Raw genomic sequence first — 14,292 nt, forward strand, 5'->3', positions numbered from 1 at the left:
TCCTGCATGGATCGATCTTAGATGTCGTTTTAAAGCGGCAGACCGGAAATCGACCCCCTATATGTGGGCTGAAAAAACATGAGTCGATCGGTCTTTGAAAGGAAACTGCATATGTCCGCCCGTCATACGGAGGTTTTGATCATCGGTTCCGGCCCGGCCGGTTACACCGCCGCCATCTATGCGGCACGCGCCATGCTGAAACCCGTGCTGATCGCCGGCCTGGAACAGGGCGGACAGCTCATGATCACCACGGATGTGGAGAACTATCCCGGCTTCGGCGATCCGATCCAGGGGCCCTGGCTGATGGAGCAGATGCTGAAACAGGCGACGCATGTGGGGACAGAAATCGTCAACGATCTCGTGACCGAGGTCGAGCTCGACCACCAGCCGTTCACTGTCCGCACGGATTCCGGCGCCGTCTGGACCGCCGATACGCTCATCATCGCCACCGGCGCCAAGGCGAAATGGCTCGGTCTTGAAAGCGAGCAGCACTTCCAGGGATTCGGGGTCTCCGCCTGCGCCACCTGCGACGGTTTCTTCTACCGCAACAAGGATGTGATCGTGGTCGGCGGCGGTAATTCCGCGGTCGAGGAAGCGCTCTATCTCTCGAATATCGCCAGGTCCGTGACTGTGGTCCACCGCCGCGATAGTTTCCGCTCCGAAAAAATCCTGCAGGAACGCCTTTTCCAGCGTCCGAATGTCAGCGTGCTGTGGAACACGGAAGTGGCCGAAATCACCGGCAAGCCGGCCAAGGCGCCACTGCCGCCATCCGTCGAGGGCGTGAAGCTGCGCAACACTGAAACGGGCGCGATCACCGAGCGGCAGATTGACGGCGTCTTCGTGGCGATCGGCCATGCGCCGGCGACCGAACTCTTCAAGGGCAAGCTGAAGACGAAGCCGAACGGCTATTTGTGGACGGCACCGGACTCCACCGCGACCGACGTGCCCGGCGTCTTTGCGGCCGGCGACGTGACGGACGACACCTTCCGCCAGGCGGTCACCGCTGCCGGCATGGGCTGCATGGCAGCTCTGGAAGCTGAACGTTATCTCGCCGGTCTCCAGCCGGTGGCCGTGGCCGCGGAGTGACGTTCAGGGATGGGTATGCCGCTTGATTGGGATAAATTGCGCATTTTTCACGCTGCGGCGGAGGCTGGTTCGTTCACCCACGCGGCGGACAAGCTTCACCTTTCCCAGTCGGCGATCAGCCGTCAGGTCAGCGCGCTGGAACAGGATGTCGGGGTAAAACTCTTCCATCGCCACGCGCGCGGTCTGATCCTCACAGAGCAGGGCGAACTCCTTTACCGCACCGCGCATGACGTCTTGCTGAAGCTCGAAACAGTCAAGATGCAGCTCACCGAGACGACGGAGAAGCCGTCCGGCAAGCTGCGCGTCACCACGACGGTCGGCCTTGGCCAGGGCTGGCTGACCGACAAGGTGCAGGAGTTCCTTCAGCTCTATCCGGAAATGTCGATCCAGCTCATCCTCGACAACGAGGAACTGGATGTGAACATGCGCCATGCGGACTGCGCGATCCGGCTCCGTCAGCCGCAACAGTCCGACCTCATCCAGCGCAAGCTCTTCACCGTGCACATGCACGTCTATGCCGCCCCCTCCTACATCAATCGCTATGGGGAGCCGCAGTCGATCGAGGATCTCGACAATCACCGCATCATCACGTTCGGCGAACCGGCGCCGAGCTATCTGCTCGACGTCAACTGGCTGGAATATGCCGGCCGCTCGTCGGACAACACGCGCACGCCGCATCTGCAGATCAACAGCCAGACCTCGATCAAGCGGGCCTGCCTGCTGGGAATCGGGATAGCCTGCCTGCCGGATTACATCGTCGGCCGCGACCCTGGACTGATTCAGCTCGCGATCAATGCGGATATTCCATCCTTCGATACCTATTTTTGCTATCCGGATGAAATGAAGAACGCCGCGAAGCTCAAAGTCTTTCGTGATTTCGTCGTCGGCAAGGCCCGCAACTGGAATTTCTGAGCACCGATCAGGCGGTTCAGATGCGCCTCAAGCCCTTTAAACCTGAAGGATTCCAGCGCCCTAGCGTTGCCTGATATGTGTTTGCCGAGATCTTCCGATTGCAGCATTGCATGTTGCGCATGGCTGGCCTGCACAAAAGGGCATTGTTCACTGCACAAAAAACCACCATATCGCACACAGCTGATGCACATGGTGGCTTTTTCCTCCCAGTTCCACCGCAGCAGCTGTTCCCCTCTGGAGGTTTTTTGACCTTCACACTTATAGGGCCCTGGAGCGATCCGGTGGCCCTCTTTTTTTGCCCTGCGTGCAGCGAGCTCTTTTTTCTCCCGTCTCAAAACCTCTGTTCAATATTCCATCCGCACCCTTGTCGAGCGGTCTGCCCTTCCCCATATACTCTGGTAGCTGGCGCCTCCCGACGACATCCCAGTCGTCTGCGCTGGCTGTTCCCCTCTGGAGGTTTTGACCTTCACAACTGAAAGGGCCCTGGAGCGATCCGGCGGCCCATTTTTTTTACGGACTTTCGTTTTTCGCAAACGCCTTCCTTTAAATCGTCATTGGACGATCTATATATCGGTAAACTCCGATACGGATCCTCAGATGGACAAGACGGAAATCCTGAAGGCGCTGGCGCATCCGACCCGGGTCGAATTCCTGGAATGGATGAAGGAGCCCGAGCGCCATTTCTCAGATCAGGCGCATCCGCTCGAAATGGGTATCTGCGCCAACCAGTTCGAAAAGCGCTGCGGCCTCTCCCAATCGACGGTCTCCGCGCATCTTTCGACGCTCGAAAAGGCTGGATTGCTGAAGATCGATCGCGTCGGCCAATGGGCGTTCTACCACCGCAATGAGGAAACCATTGCGGCCTTTCTCGACGAGCTCAGGTCAACCCTCTGATGCCGGCTCAATCCTCCCAAGTGCAAAAAAAGGAATTTCCGATGGCCAATCTTTTTGATCCGACCAAATTCGGCGACATCGAACTCGCCAACCGCATCGTCATGGCACCGCTCACCCGTAACCGATCGCCGAAGGCAATTCCGAACAATCTCAACGTCACCTATTACGAGCAACGTGCTACGGCCGGCCTGATCATCACCGAGGGAACGCCTGTCACCCAGCAGGGCCAGGGTTATGCCGATGTCCCGGGTCTTTACCTGCCGCAGGCAGTCGAGGGCTGGCAGAAGGTCACTGATGCCGTTCACAGGAAAGGCGGCAGGATCGTCACCCAGATCTGGCATGTCGGCCGTGTCTCCCACGTCTCGCTGCAGCCGAACGGTGCTGCGCCCGTTGCCCCCTCCGCCATCCCAGCCGGTACGAAAACCTACATCATCAATCCGAACGGCAGCGGCGCCTTTGTCGAAACCTCTGCGCCACGGGCGCTCGAACGCTCCGAAATCGCCGGTATCGTCGACGATTTCCGCAAGGGTGCCCGCGCCGCAATCGATGCCGGCTTCGACGGCATCGAACTGCACGGCGCTAACGGCTACCTGATCGACCAGTTCCTGAAGTCAGGTGCCAATCGGCGCACCGACGACTATGGCGGCTCGATCGAGAACCGCGCTCGCTTCCTGCTGGAGGTCGTCGATGCGGTCACCAGGGAAATCGGCGCCGGCCGGGTCGGCATCCGGCTGTCGCCGGTTACCCCGGGCAACGGCATCACCGAGACCGATCCGCAGCCCCTCTTCAACTACGTGGCCAAACAGCTCGGCCCGCGCGGCCTCGCCTTCATCCATGTGATCGAGGGCGCAACCGGGGGTGATCGCGATTTCTTCCAGGGCGACAAGCCCTTCGATTATCAGGAGCTCAAGGCCGTCTATCGCAAGGCCGGCGGCACCGGCGGCTGGCTGGTCAATAACGGATACGATCGCGAAAGCGCCATCGAGGCGGTCGAGAGCGGATATGCCGATGCGGTCGCCTTCGGCAAGCTGTTCCTTGCCAATCCGGACCTCGTTGATCGGCTCCGGCAGAATGCGCCTCTCAATGAGCCGGACAAGGCCACCTTCTATGGCGGCGGCGCAAAGGGGTATACCGATTATCCCGCGCTCGAAGCCGTCGCTTGATAGGAAAGCGAGGGGCCGCGCCATGAGGCCCTTTCGCTGGTGACTAAACCTCGCATCTCACTCGGCGTCATCCTCGGGCTTGTCCCGAGGACTTGCCCACATCGACCGTTTGTAGATCCTCGGGTCAAGCCCGAGGATGACGAAGGAACAGCCGACGGCCTTCCCAAGAGCAGTCAGCAGGCCCTTTTTCGTTAGGCCAGCAGTGCCACCGGCTTTGCCCCCTTGGCCAGCTTCGCTTCCAGGCACCCAAGGTCGATAAGCGCCGCCCTGACCGCCTCATCGATCGGCGTCGACGGCTCCTCCCCGAGGAACGCCAGAAGCTTGTCGTTGCGCATCCGGACCGGCATCTTCCAAAGGTAACGCATCTCGCCGAGCTCGCGGAACAGGGGCACGAAGGGTGACGCAAGCGTCAGCAGCCACCAGGGGAAGGCCTTGACCTTCGGTTTCCTACCGACGACACGACCGATCGCTGCGATCATTTCACGACCGCCCTCATCCCAGAACCCGTTCATGTGGAAGAGCGTAAAACGCGGCAATTCACTCTCCCTGCCGATCAGGCGCAGCATGGTTTCCGCGACATCCGGGAGGTAGGCCCATTGATGGCCGACGTCCCTGGCATTCGGCCGGCTGACGGACGTCACCGGCTTGCCGGCCTTCACCAGTCCCTGGCCGAACCAGCTATTGCCCGCGCCGGGACCGAAATAATCGCCGGCCCGCACGATCAGCACCGGCACGCCCTCCTCCGAAGCCGCCTTCAGTCGACGCTCCATCTCGACGCGGATCTTTCCCTTGCGGGTGACAGGGTTTTGCGGGCTTTCCTCGGTAACGTTCGGAAAGACGTCCGGCCCGTAGTTATAGACCGTACCCGGCAGCAGGATGCGGGCACCTACGTCTCTTGCCGCCGCGACCGTATTGTCCAGCATCGGCAGGACCAGCTTTTCCCAGTCCTTGTAGCCCGGCGGATTGACGGCGTGGACGATCAGCCTGACGTCCTGGGCAGCGCGACGAACATCGGCGGCACTCATCGCATCGCCTTGGATCCAATGGAAACGCGGCTCGCGCCGGGTAGCTTCGTCGGCCTTTCGGTTCAACGCGCGAACAGTCCAGCCGCGGGCTACGAGTCCGCGCGCCACATAGCCGCCAATGCCGCCGGTGGCACCGAGGACAAGAGCGACCGGTTTGGCGATCGAGATATTGGTCATGGCGATATTCCTTTTCAGTGCGGTTTCGATGGCTGGAATATCGCGCGGTTTCGCACTATACGGAATTGACGGAAACTTTTTGGCATCCATACAAAAATGAATGACATCAGCTGGGATTTCTACCGAACCTTCCTCGCCGTGCTGCGCTTGGGCTCGCTTTCAGCGGCGGCACGCGAACTCGGCCTCACCCAACCCACCGTCGGCCGGCATATCGACGCCCTGGAACAGGCGGTCGGCTACCAGCTCTTCACCCGCTCGCAACAGGGTCTTTTGCCTACCGATCCGGCGCTGGCGTTGAAACCCTATGCCGAGAACCTAGCCGCCACGACGGCTGCCATGCAGCGGCTCGCGTCGGGTGAATTCGGCGCCATACGAGGCACGGTCAGGATCAGCGCCAGCGACGTGGTCGGCGTGGAAGTCCTGCCGCCAATTCTCGCGGCGCTTCAGGACGAACATCCAGGCCTCGAACTGGAACTCTCACTTTCGGACTCATTGGAGGATCTTCTGAAGCGCGAGGCGGATATCGCCGTGCGCATGACGAGCCCGGCTCAGGAAGCGCTCGTCGCCCGTCATATCGGAGACATTCCGCTCGGGCTCTATGCTCATCGCCGCTATTTGGAGCGGCACGGACCTCCGGAAAATGCGGAAGGACTTCTGACCCATCGGCTGATCGGCTTCGATCGTCGCTCGGCCTTTGTCCGCGCGGCGGCGGACCGCATCCGCACCAGCGCCCCGGCCTTTCCGGATCTGGAACGCGTCCGCTGGAGCTATCGCGCCGACAGCAACCTCGCCCAGCTTGCGGCGATCCGGGCCGGCGCGGGCATCGGCATCTGCCAGGTCGGCATCGCCCGGCGCGATCCGGATCTCGTCCGGGTCCTGCCGGATATCTTTCAACTGCCGCTCGACACCTGGGTCGCCATGCACGAGAACCTGAAATCCTCACCGCGCTGGCGCGTTACCTTCGACGCACTCGTGAAAGGCCTTCTGAAGTACGCCCGCAACTGACGGCCTTGACCGGCATCAGCGGGCGTCGGCGCCCTCGTCCCCATCCACGACCTCGGCTTCCGGGCGATCACCGCCCTCGCTGTATTCGGTGTGCCAGACGCCCTTTTCGTCCTGCCAGCTGATCTCCTCCGGTTCGCCGCCAACCTGCTGTTCTGCAGCCACGATACGGGCTGCCTGCAGGGCATCTGAATGCGTAGGGAAAGTTTCCGAATAGACGTCACCCTGACGATATGCCCAGCCGCCGTCGTGCTGTACGACCTTGTAGACGATCTTGGTCATTCTTCCTCCTTGTCCTTTCATGGCCACAACGATCTCTCCGGATCCGTCTCCAGACGCGGTATCGGGGTAAAGAAGCAAAAGAGGTGCCCCGAAGTTCCAGGCCACATATTAAATTATGGCATCAAAGCGCGGCTGTCGCAAATCCTTGAAGAGAAAAACGAACCTCCTTGATGCCGCAAGCCGCCGCGTTAGATTGTGTCCGCAAAAGCATGGAGCCGCCGGTGGGACTTCGCCCTCTTCTGAAACAGGAACGATCCCTCATCGCAGCGCTTGCGGCAGCCTTTATCGCCTATGCCGTTGAGCATTCGATCCTGGACGGCGGCCGAACCGCCTCGGCGGTCGCCGCCGTGGTACTGATCGCGGTCATCATCCTCGCGTCGACGCGCGTCGCCCACCATGCGGAAGTGCTCGCCCACAAGGTCGGCGATCCCTACGGCACGATGATCCTGACGCTTTCAGCCGTCGCGGTGGAAGTGCTGATCCTCGCGATCATGATGGGCAACACGACATCGCCCACACTTGTACGCGACACGATCTATGCCGCGGTCATGCTGGACATCAACGGCATCCTCGGCCTTGCCGCCCTGCTCGGCGGGCTTCGTCATGGAGAGCAGCCTTATAACGACGATTCCAGCCGCACCTACAGCGTCATGATCCTGACGGCCATGAGCATCTCCATGGTGGTGCCGGAGTTCATTCCGGCCTCCAAATGGCATTACTATTCCGCCTTCACGATCGGCGCGATGATCGCGCTCTACGCCCTCTTCCTGCGCATGCAGGTCGGCACGCACAGCTATTTCTTCAGCTACAGCTATCCCCGCACGAAAACGGCAGCAGGGGGGCTCACCCCGCAGAAGGAAGCCAAGGAGGAGGAGGCTGTGGCCTCCATTGTCATCATCCTCTTCGGCGTCCTGATCATCGGCTTTCTCGCGGAATTCATGTCGGCCTTCATGAACGTCGGGCTCGATGGCACCGGCGCGCCGCCGGCCTTGATGGCGGTCGTGGTCGCGGCCATTTCCGCGGCACCCGAAATCCTGACCGCGCTGCGTGCTGCGCTCCGCAACCGCATGCAGTCAGTCGTCAACATCGCCATGGGTGCCTCGCTGTCGACGGTCATCCTCACCGTGCCGGTGATGGAAGCGATCGCTCTTTACAGCGGCCAGCCCTTCATCATGGCCATGACTCCGGTCCAGACGGTGATGGTGGCCGTCACGCTGGTTGCCGTGGCGATCAACCTCAACGATGGCCAGACGAATGCTATCGAGGGCATGACCCATTTTGTGCTTTTCGCCACGTTCGTGATGCTGACGGTCCTCGGGCTCTGACAAAAAGCGATTCCATAACAACAACTTGCATATGCATACGGAATCGGATTGAGAAGGCGTTGAATCAACCTGCGAAATATGCTGTTTCACCTTCAAAGGCGCATACCTGTATACACGCCTTCGCCGCTGCACGGCTGTTGCAGCTTATATTCGTGAATGGAGGACCCCATGCCGACACCGCCCTATAGAGCCGATCACGTTGGTTCGCTCCTGCGTCCCGCTTCCGTCAAGGAGGCCCGCAGGAAGTTCTACGAAGAGAAGAGCATTTCCGCCGCCGAGCTGAAGGCTGTCGAGGACGAGGCCATCAAGGACCTCGTGAAGCTGCAGGAAGGCGTCGGTCTCAAGGTCGTCACCGACGGCGAAGCGCGCCGCCATTTCTGGCACTACGACTTCCTTGGCGAGCTCGACGGGATGGAGTTCGTCACCCGCGAAGCGCATAAGGGCGTCACCTTCCACGGCGTCAAGCTGCCTCCGACCTTTCCGACCATCAACGGCAAGCTCGACTTCCCGGATAATCACCCGCATCTGGAGCATTTCAAGTATCTCGCTTCGGTGACCAAGGTTACGCCGAAGATCTCCATTCCCGGCCCGAGCGTCGCTCACTACCGCACCGCCAAGGCGGATATCCATCCTGCCGAATATCAGGACGTCGAGGTACTGTTCGCCGATCTCGCCAGGACCTATGCCAAGGCCGTGCAGAAGTTCTATGAAGCCGGCTGCCGCTATCTGCAAATGGACGACATCTACTTCGCCTATCTGGGTGACGAAAAGCAGCGTGCCATGAAGCGGGAAGAAGGTTTCGATCCTGACTGGCTGATTCAGAAATACGCATGGATGATGCATGAGGCGATCAAGGACCGTCCGAAGGACATGCTGATCGGTATGCATATGTGCCGTGGCAACTTCCGTTCCACCTGGGCTGCCGAGGGCGGCTACGACGCAGCAGCCGACGCGATCTTCAACCATACCGGCGTCGACATGTTCTTCATGGAATACGATACCGAGCGGGCCGGCGGGCTGCAGCCGCTCAGTCTTCTCAAGAAGGGCAAGCAACGCGTCTATCCAGGCTTCATCACCACCAAGACCGGCGAACTGGAAAGCCTGGATTCGCTCCGCCGTCACTTTGACGAGGCTTCGAAATACGTCGATCTCAACCAGCTCGGCATCGCACCCCAATGCGGCTTTGCCTCGACCGAGGAAGGCAATTCGATCACCGAGGACGACCAGAAGCGCAAGCTGGAGCTCGTCGTCAAGACGGCCGAAATGATCTGGGGCACGGCCTGACAAGTTACGCGGCCGCAGCCCGCGACGGATTACGGCCCCTCCTCTTGAGAAAAAAATCCTCCGCGATAATTCTTAGTTGGTACGTAGCCAACGAGGGACCACGACATGGGTATTTTCGACAAGATCAAGAATGCTATTTTCGGACGGGCGGAAGCGGCTGAGACTGCAGCGCCCGCCACCTCCGCCCCGACTGCGGCGCAATCGGCTCCGGCAGCTACGCAGGCAGCACCGGCGGCCCCTGCTCCCTCCACCTCGACGCCGGTGGACGTCACGCCCGTTCTGGACGCCGCCGTCAAGAAAAGCGGCCAGAAGCTCGACTGGCGCAAATCGATCGTCGACCTGATGAAGGCACTTGATCTTGATTCCAGCCTTTCCGCCCGCAAGGAACTGGCGGACGAATTGGGATATGCCGGGGCGAAGGACGGCTCGGCCGAAATGAACATGTGGCTCCACAAGGCCCTGATGAAGAAACTTTCCGAGAACGGCGGCAAGGTTCCTGCCGACCTTCTCGACTGAGTTTCCGGGACAACGATCAGACGAAAGGCCCGCCGCATTGGCGGGCTTTTTTGCTTGTGAAGGGGCAAGCGAAGAGCTCGACAGGAGCCAGATAAAATTATCTTGAATGGGGCGTGTGCGATCATTCCGGGTAGACGTCCTAGATGAAGGTGTCGTTCGACACGCGTTCGCCGCATGCGAAGTGTCGGTTCTGGCTTCGCGGCGAACGCCGCCTCATTGAAGGGAGTTTACGATGAAACGCCTCAGCCTTCTCCTGACCGGTTCGGCTCTCTCCGCAGCGTTGATCGCGGCGCCGGCCTTTGCCCAGACGACCGGCCAGCCTGTGGAAACCAAACGCCCCAATGCTCCCGACCAGCGGCCCGCCTTTGCCGGCCAGACGCGCGCGCCGCAACCCGCGCAGATGCCGAAGATCGCGCCTGAGGTCGTTGCGGAAGACCTGCCGCATCTCTGGGCCATGGAATTCCTGCCCGATGGCCGCATGCTGGTAACCGCCAAGCAAGGCGCCATGCACATCATCTCGGAAGAAGGCGAAGCCGGGCCGGCGATCAATGGTGTTCCCGATGTCCTTTCCGGCGGCCAGGGTGGATTGCTGGATGTCGCGCTCGCGCCCGATTTCGCCACCTCCGGCATGATCTTCTTCTCCTTTTCTGAGGAGCGGGAAGACGGCAACGGTACATCGGTCGCCTCGGCAAGGCTGGTTCCGGACGATAACGGCGGCGGCAAACTGGAAAACGTCAATGTCATCTTCCGTCAGATGCCGAGCTACGACGGCAACAAGCATTTCGGCTCGCGCCTCGTTTTTGGCCCGAACGACGAGCTTTACGTCACCGTCGGCGAGCGCTCCGATCCCGAACCGCGCGTCCAGGCGCAGGATCTTTCAAGCGGTCTCGGCAACGTCTTCCGCATCGACAGGAGTGGCAAGGCCCTGCCGGACAACCCCTTCGTCAACCGCGAGGGCGCACAGCCGGAAATCTGGTCCTACGGTCACCGGAACCTGCAGTCGGCCACGCTCGACGGTCAGGGCCGCCTCTGGACGGTCGAGCATGGCCCCCGTGGCGGCGACGAGTTGAACCGGCCGGAAGCCGGCAGGAATTACGGCTGGCCGGAGGTCACCTACGGCATCGATTACAGCGGCGCTCCGATCGGCGAAGGCATCACCGCCATGAGGGAAACGGAACAGCCGGTCTACTATTGGGATCCGGTCATCGCGCCATCCGGCATGGCCTATTACGATGCTGATCTTATCCCGGAATGGAAAGGCGCATTCCTGATCGGCGGGCTCGTTGCACAGGGCGTTGTCGTTGTCCACATGGATGATGACAAGGTCGCCTACGAGGAGCGCGTGCCGCTCCAGGCCCGCATCCGCGATGTCAAGGTCGGTCCAGACGGCGCAGTCTACGCGGTCACCGAACGGCGCGGCGGCGGTGGATCGACGATCCTCCGGCTGACCAAGAGCTGATAGGCCTACAAGGTACTCTCCCGCGCCGCCTCCGTAGAATTTGAACGCGAGGCGGTGCCCGACGAGTGCTCGGTCTATCGTCACGAGCTGCAATCCTTCGATCTGGCATTGCGCCAATAGCAGCCGGTCGAAGGGATCGCGCGTTTCGGGTTCCGGCTCGGCGGCGGTGATGACGTGCGGAATGCCGATGGGCAGAATGGTGAGACCTCCGCCTTCCAGAACGATCTGCATGTCCTCAAGCGGCACGCCAGGATCGAGCTTTCCGAGGCGCGACTTGATCGCGATCTCCCAAAGGCTGGCGACACTGACGAAGCCGGAGAAATCCGCGGCGCTGATGAGCTTGCTTATGTTTGGGAACCTTTGGCGTGTCGGCACGCAAAATAGCTAGAATGATATGCGTGTCGAGAAGACACGGCTTGGTCAAGGCAACGGCCTCAGTAGGAAATCTTCCGGCAGCGGATCGTCGAAATCATCCGAAATATATGGGACGGGATTGGTAATGCCCCGAGCACGAAGATGAGCCTGGATCGCATCCAAATCAATCCCGCCTTTCTTCTTCGGCAGCTCTTGATGCGGCACGAGGTCGAACACCGGCTTGCCGTCGCGCGTCACGATGACGGTCTCGCCTTGCTCCACATCCTGGGCAAGTTCGTCGAGACGGCTCTGAGCTTCGCGAATAGAGACGGTTTTCATACGAGAAATGTATGTTCGGCTGCGCCTATCGTCAACAGAAGCCTTCGAATGCAAAACCCGCCGTCGCCGGCGGGTCTGGTCGTTAAAATGTGGCCGCGGCTTTACTTGCAGGCAGCACAGAAGCGCTGGATGCGCATGCAGGCTTCCTCGAGCAGGGTTTCCGAAGTTGCATAGGAGATGCGGAAATTCGGGCCGAGACCGAAGGCGGAGCCGTGAACGACGGCAACTCCTTCCGATTCCAGAAGCTCGGTGACGAAATCCTCGTCCGTTTCCATAACCTTGCCGCTCGGCGCGGTCTTGCCGATAAGGCCCGCACAGGACGGATAGACGTAGAAGGCGCCTTCCGGAACCGGGCAGGAGATACCGGATGCCTGGTTCAGCATGGAAACGACGAGGTCGCGCCGCCCCTGGAAGATCTTCTTGTTCTTCTCGATGAAGTCCTGCGGGCCGTTGAGCGCCTCGACGGCAGCCCACTGCGAGATCGAAGAGGTGCCGGAGGTCTGCTGGCTCTGGATCGCATCCATGGCCTTGATCAGTTCCTTCGGGCCGGCCGCGTAGCCGATACGCCATCCGGTCATGGCATAGGCCTTCGATACGCCGTTCATGGTCAGCGTGCGATCGTAAAGCCTGGGCTCGACCTGAACCGGCGTCGCGAACTTGAAATCGTCGAAGGTCAGGTGCTCATACATGTCGTCCGTCAGGATCCAGACGTTCGGATATTTGACGAGGACGTCCGTCAGGGCCTTCAGTTCGTCATGCGAATAGGCGGCACCAGACGGGTTCGACGGCGAGTTGAAGATGAGCCACTTGGTCTTCGGCGTGATCGCGGCTTCGAGGTCAGCCGCCGTCAGCTTGAAATTGTTTTCCTGCTTGGTGGAAACGAAGACATTCGTTCCGCCAAAAAGGGCGACCATTTCCGGATAGGAAACCCAATAGGGCGCCGGGATGATGACTTCATCGCCGGGGTTAACCGTCGCCATCAGCGCGTTGAAAAGAATCTGCTTTCCGCCCGTCCCGACGATTACCTGCGAGGCATCGTAGTCGAGATCGTTTTCACGCTTGAACTTCCTGGCGATAGCCTCGCGCAGAGCCGGGATGCCGGATACCGGCGTGTATTTGGTCTCGCCGCGGTTGATGGCATCGATTGCCGCCTGTTTGATGTTGTCCGGCGTGTCGAAATCCGGCTCGCCCGCCCCCAGGCTGATGACATTGCGGCCCTTGGCTTGCAACTCACGCGCCTTCTGGGCGACGGCGATGGTAGCGGAGGGCTTCATGCGGGAGAGAGCGTCGGCGAGAAAGGCCATGATCTGGGTCCTGAGGAGCTGTTGAACAAGGGCGGGATCACGCGAGGAGACCGCCGCTAAGCTCTATGTCTAAACTACGACGCCGTTTCAAGCGGAAAGCTTGAATATGAGCCATCAAAGACGCTGATAAAACCTTCTAAATCTTCTTTACAGCCGCGTAACCCTTCGCTGCTACAACCATCGGGATCAGCAACGAAAAGTCCGACAAGCATGACGCCGAGAAGCATTTTCGCCAATCTGGTGCGCAGCGAAAGCGGGGCCTTTTCCACCGGCTACGGTCCCTTCACGCTGCAATCCGCCCTGCAGCCGATTTTCCGCTCGAACGGCACTGGTCTGGAGATAGAAGCATTCGAAGGTCTTGTGCGCGTTGCGCGCCATGACGAGCCGGTCTCGCCGGGTGAATTCTTTCGCCTCGTTTCGTCCAACGATATAGCCGATATCGACAGCATCCTGCGCACCATCCACATCCTCAACACCGGGCGGCTCAATCGTTCACGGACGGGGATCTTCGTCAAGTTTCATCCCGGCCTCTTCCGTGCGCCGCAGGAAATGCGCCAGGAGGTTGAGCGCATCAAACTCGCAGGCCATGAGGCAGGCCTTGGGCCTACTCGGATCGTCTGCGAGATCTCGGAAAAGTCCGGTGTGGCCGACGACATCGTCGCTTCCTTTATCGAACATATGCGGGCGATAGGTTTCCGCGTTGCGATCGATGATTACGGCGCGGGCGATTCCGATCTTGCCCGGCTGAAGCGCGTCAAACCGGACTACGTGAAGTTCGACGCCTCTTGGGTCCGTGACTTCCTCGACAATTCCGCCGGCTATGCGCTCCTGCGCGTTATCATCCGGCAGATGCTGGACGAAGGCATCGAGCCGATTTTCGAAGCGCTCGAAGAGGTCTGGCAGGTCGATCTGTGCGAGGAACTCGGCGTTCCGCTGATGCAGGGTTATGCGCTCGCCCGGCCAGAACTTGCGCCGACAACCTTCAATGAGACCTTCCCGGAAAGCCTTGCGGATTTTGCCGGCGCACCGGCGCCTCGCAATGAAGATACGCTGTCTGTCGATAATCCCGCGCCATCGCCCACTCCCGTTTCCCGACCCGCATTGGCAAGACACGCACGCACTTTCGGCCGGCGGCAATCCGCAACGGAATGAAACGGTCCGAAAATACAC

14 protein-coding genes and 1 pseudogene are annotated in these 14,292 nt (G+C 60.3%); 10 read left to right on the forward strand and 5 right to left on the reverse strand.

Features of this window, described 5'->3' with window-relative positions; genetic code table 11:
* Window positions 1-111 precede the first annotated feature (111 nt).
* From trxB to QEO92_RS12345, 4 genes are all read left to right on the forward strand, one after another.
* On the forward strand, window positions 112-1,086 hold the full coding sequence (trxB, locus tag QEO92_RS12330) for a thioredoxin-disulfide reductase (RefSeq protein ID WP_227703221.1): 975 nt from the start codon (window positions 112-114) through the stop codon (window positions 1,084-1,086).
* Between the two features lie 15 nt (window positions 1,087-1,101).
* Window positions 1,102-1,998, forward strand: coding sequence for a LysR family transcriptional regulator VtlR (locus tag QEO92_RS12335; protein ID WP_037148640.1), 897 nt, complete (start codon window positions 1,102-1,104; stop codon window positions 1,996-1,998).
* Window positions 1,999-2,595: 597 nt separating this feature from the next.
* The gene (locus QEO92_RS12340) at window positions 2,596-2,892 is read left to right on the forward strand and encodes an ArsR/SmtB family transcription factor (RefSeq protein ID WP_037147966.1); all 297 of its coding nucleotides are present in this window, start codon (window positions 2,596-2,598) and stop codon (window positions 2,890-2,892) included.
* Between the two features lie 41 nt (window positions 2,893-2,933).
* Window positions 2,934-4,055, forward strand: a complete 1,122-nt coding sequence (locus tag QEO92_RS12345) for an alkene reductase (protein WP_227703222.1) — start codon at window positions 2,934-2,936, stop codon at window positions 4,053-4,055.
* A 191-nt stretch (window positions 4,056-4,246) separates the two neighbouring features.
* Here QEO92_RS12345 and QEO92_RS12350 read toward each other — a convergent pair whose 3' ends face one another.
* Entirely contained in the window at window positions 4,247-5,257 is a 1,011-nt protein-coding gene (locus QEO92_RS12350) for an NAD-dependent epimerase/dehydratase family protein (protein ID WP_037148643.1), read from the reverse strand.
* 96 nt (window positions 5,258-5,353) lie between these two features.
* Here QEO92_RS12350 and QEO92_RS12355 point away from each other — a divergent pair, with 96 nt between their 5' ends.
* Window positions 5,354-6,262 (forward strand): LysR family transcriptional regulator, encoded by a 909-nt coding sequence (locus QEO92_RS12355; RefSeq protein ID WP_037147970.1) that lies wholly within the window; start codon window positions 5,354-5,356, stop codon window positions 6,260-6,262.
* 15 nt (window positions 6,263-6,277) lie between these two features.
* Here QEO92_RS12355 and QEO92_RS12360 read toward each other — a convergent pair whose 3' ends face one another.
* Window positions 6,278-6,541 (reverse strand): DUF2188 domain-containing protein, encoded by a 264-nt coding sequence (locus tag QEO92_RS12360; RefSeq protein WP_037147972.1) that lies wholly within the window; start codon window positions 6,539-6,541, stop codon window positions 6,278-6,280.
* A 209-nt stretch (window positions 6,542-6,750) separates the two neighbouring features.
* Here QEO92_RS12360 and QEO92_RS12365 point away from each other — a divergent pair, with 209 nt between their 5' ends.
* The 4 genes from QEO92_RS12365 to QEO92_RS12380 all read left to right on the forward strand — a co-directional run bounded on the left by QEO92_RS12365 (window position 6,751) and on the right by QEO92_RS12380 (window position 11,125).
* Window positions 6,751-7,866, forward strand: coding sequence for a calcium:cation antiporter (locus QEO92_RS12365; protein WP_227703223.1), 1,116 nt, complete (start codon window positions 6,751-6,753; stop codon window positions 7,864-7,866).
* A 168-nt stretch (window positions 7,867-8,034) separates the two neighbouring features.
* Window positions 8,035-9,150 carry a 5-methyltetrahydropteroyltriglutamate--homocysteine S-methyltransferase gene (locus QEO92_RS12370; RefSeq protein WP_227703224.1) on the forward strand — a complete coding sequence of 372 codons (1,116 nt, stop codon included), beginning with the start codon at window positions 8,035-8,037 and terminating at the stop codon, window positions 9,148-9,150.
* Window positions 9,151-9,255: 105 nt separating this feature from the next.
* Entirely contained in the window at window positions 9,256-9,666 is a 411-nt protein-coding gene (locus QEO92_RS12375; RefSeq protein WP_227703225.1) for a DUF3597 domain-containing protein, read from the forward strand.
* 232 nt (window positions 9,667-9,898) lie between these two features.
* Entirely contained in the window at window positions 9,899-11,125 is a 1,227-nt protein-coding gene (locus tag QEO92_RS12380; protein ID WP_227703226.1) for a PQQ-dependent sugar dehydrogenase, read from the forward strand.
* Window positions 11,126-11,164: 39 nt separating this feature from the next.
* On the opposite strand, the pseudogene QEO92_RS12385 reads toward QEO92_RS12380, so the two are convergent.
* The 3 genes and pseudogenes from QEO92_RS12385 to QEO92_RS12395 all read right to left on the reverse strand — a co-directional run.
* A pseudogene (locus QEO92_RS12385) lies at window positions 11,165-11,549 on the reverse strand (type II toxin-antitoxin system VapC family toxin); the annotation flags it as partial.
* Window positions 11,546-11,818 carry a type II toxin-antitoxin system Phd/YefM family antitoxin gene (locus tag QEO92_RS12390; protein ID WP_037147984.1) on the reverse strand — a complete coding sequence of 91 codons (273 nt, stop codon included), beginning with the start codon at window positions 11,816-11,818 and terminating at the stop codon, window positions 11,546-11,548. The gene QEO92_RS12390 and the pseudogene QEO92_RS12385, both read right to left, overlap by 4 nt.
* A 101-nt stretch (window positions 11,819-11,919) precedes the next feature.
* On the reverse strand, window positions 11,920-13,122 hold the full coding sequence (locus QEO92_RS12395; RefSeq protein ID WP_227703227.1) for a pyridoxal phosphate-dependent aminotransferase: 1,203 nt from the start codon (window positions 13,120-13,122) through the stop codon (window positions 11,920-11,922).
* Between the two features lie 210 nt (window positions 13,123-13,332).
* Here QEO92_RS12395 and QEO92_RS12400 point away from each other — a divergent pair, with 210 nt between their 5' ends.
* Window positions 13,333-14,274 carry an EAL domain-containing protein gene (locus QEO92_RS12400; protein WP_227703228.1) on the forward strand — a complete coding sequence of 314 codons (942 nt, stop codon included), beginning with the start codon at window positions 13,333-13,335 and terminating at the stop codon, window positions 14,272-14,274.
* The last annotated feature ends 18 nt before the right edge of the window (window positions 14,275-14,292 follow it).

Origin of the sequence: Neorhizobium petrolearium (genome assembly GCF_029854435.1) — a bacterium.
In the GTDB taxonomy this organism is placed as follows: Bacteria; Pseudomonadota; Alphaproteobacteria; order Rhizobiales; family Rhizobiaceae; genus Neorhizobium; species Neorhizobium petrolearium.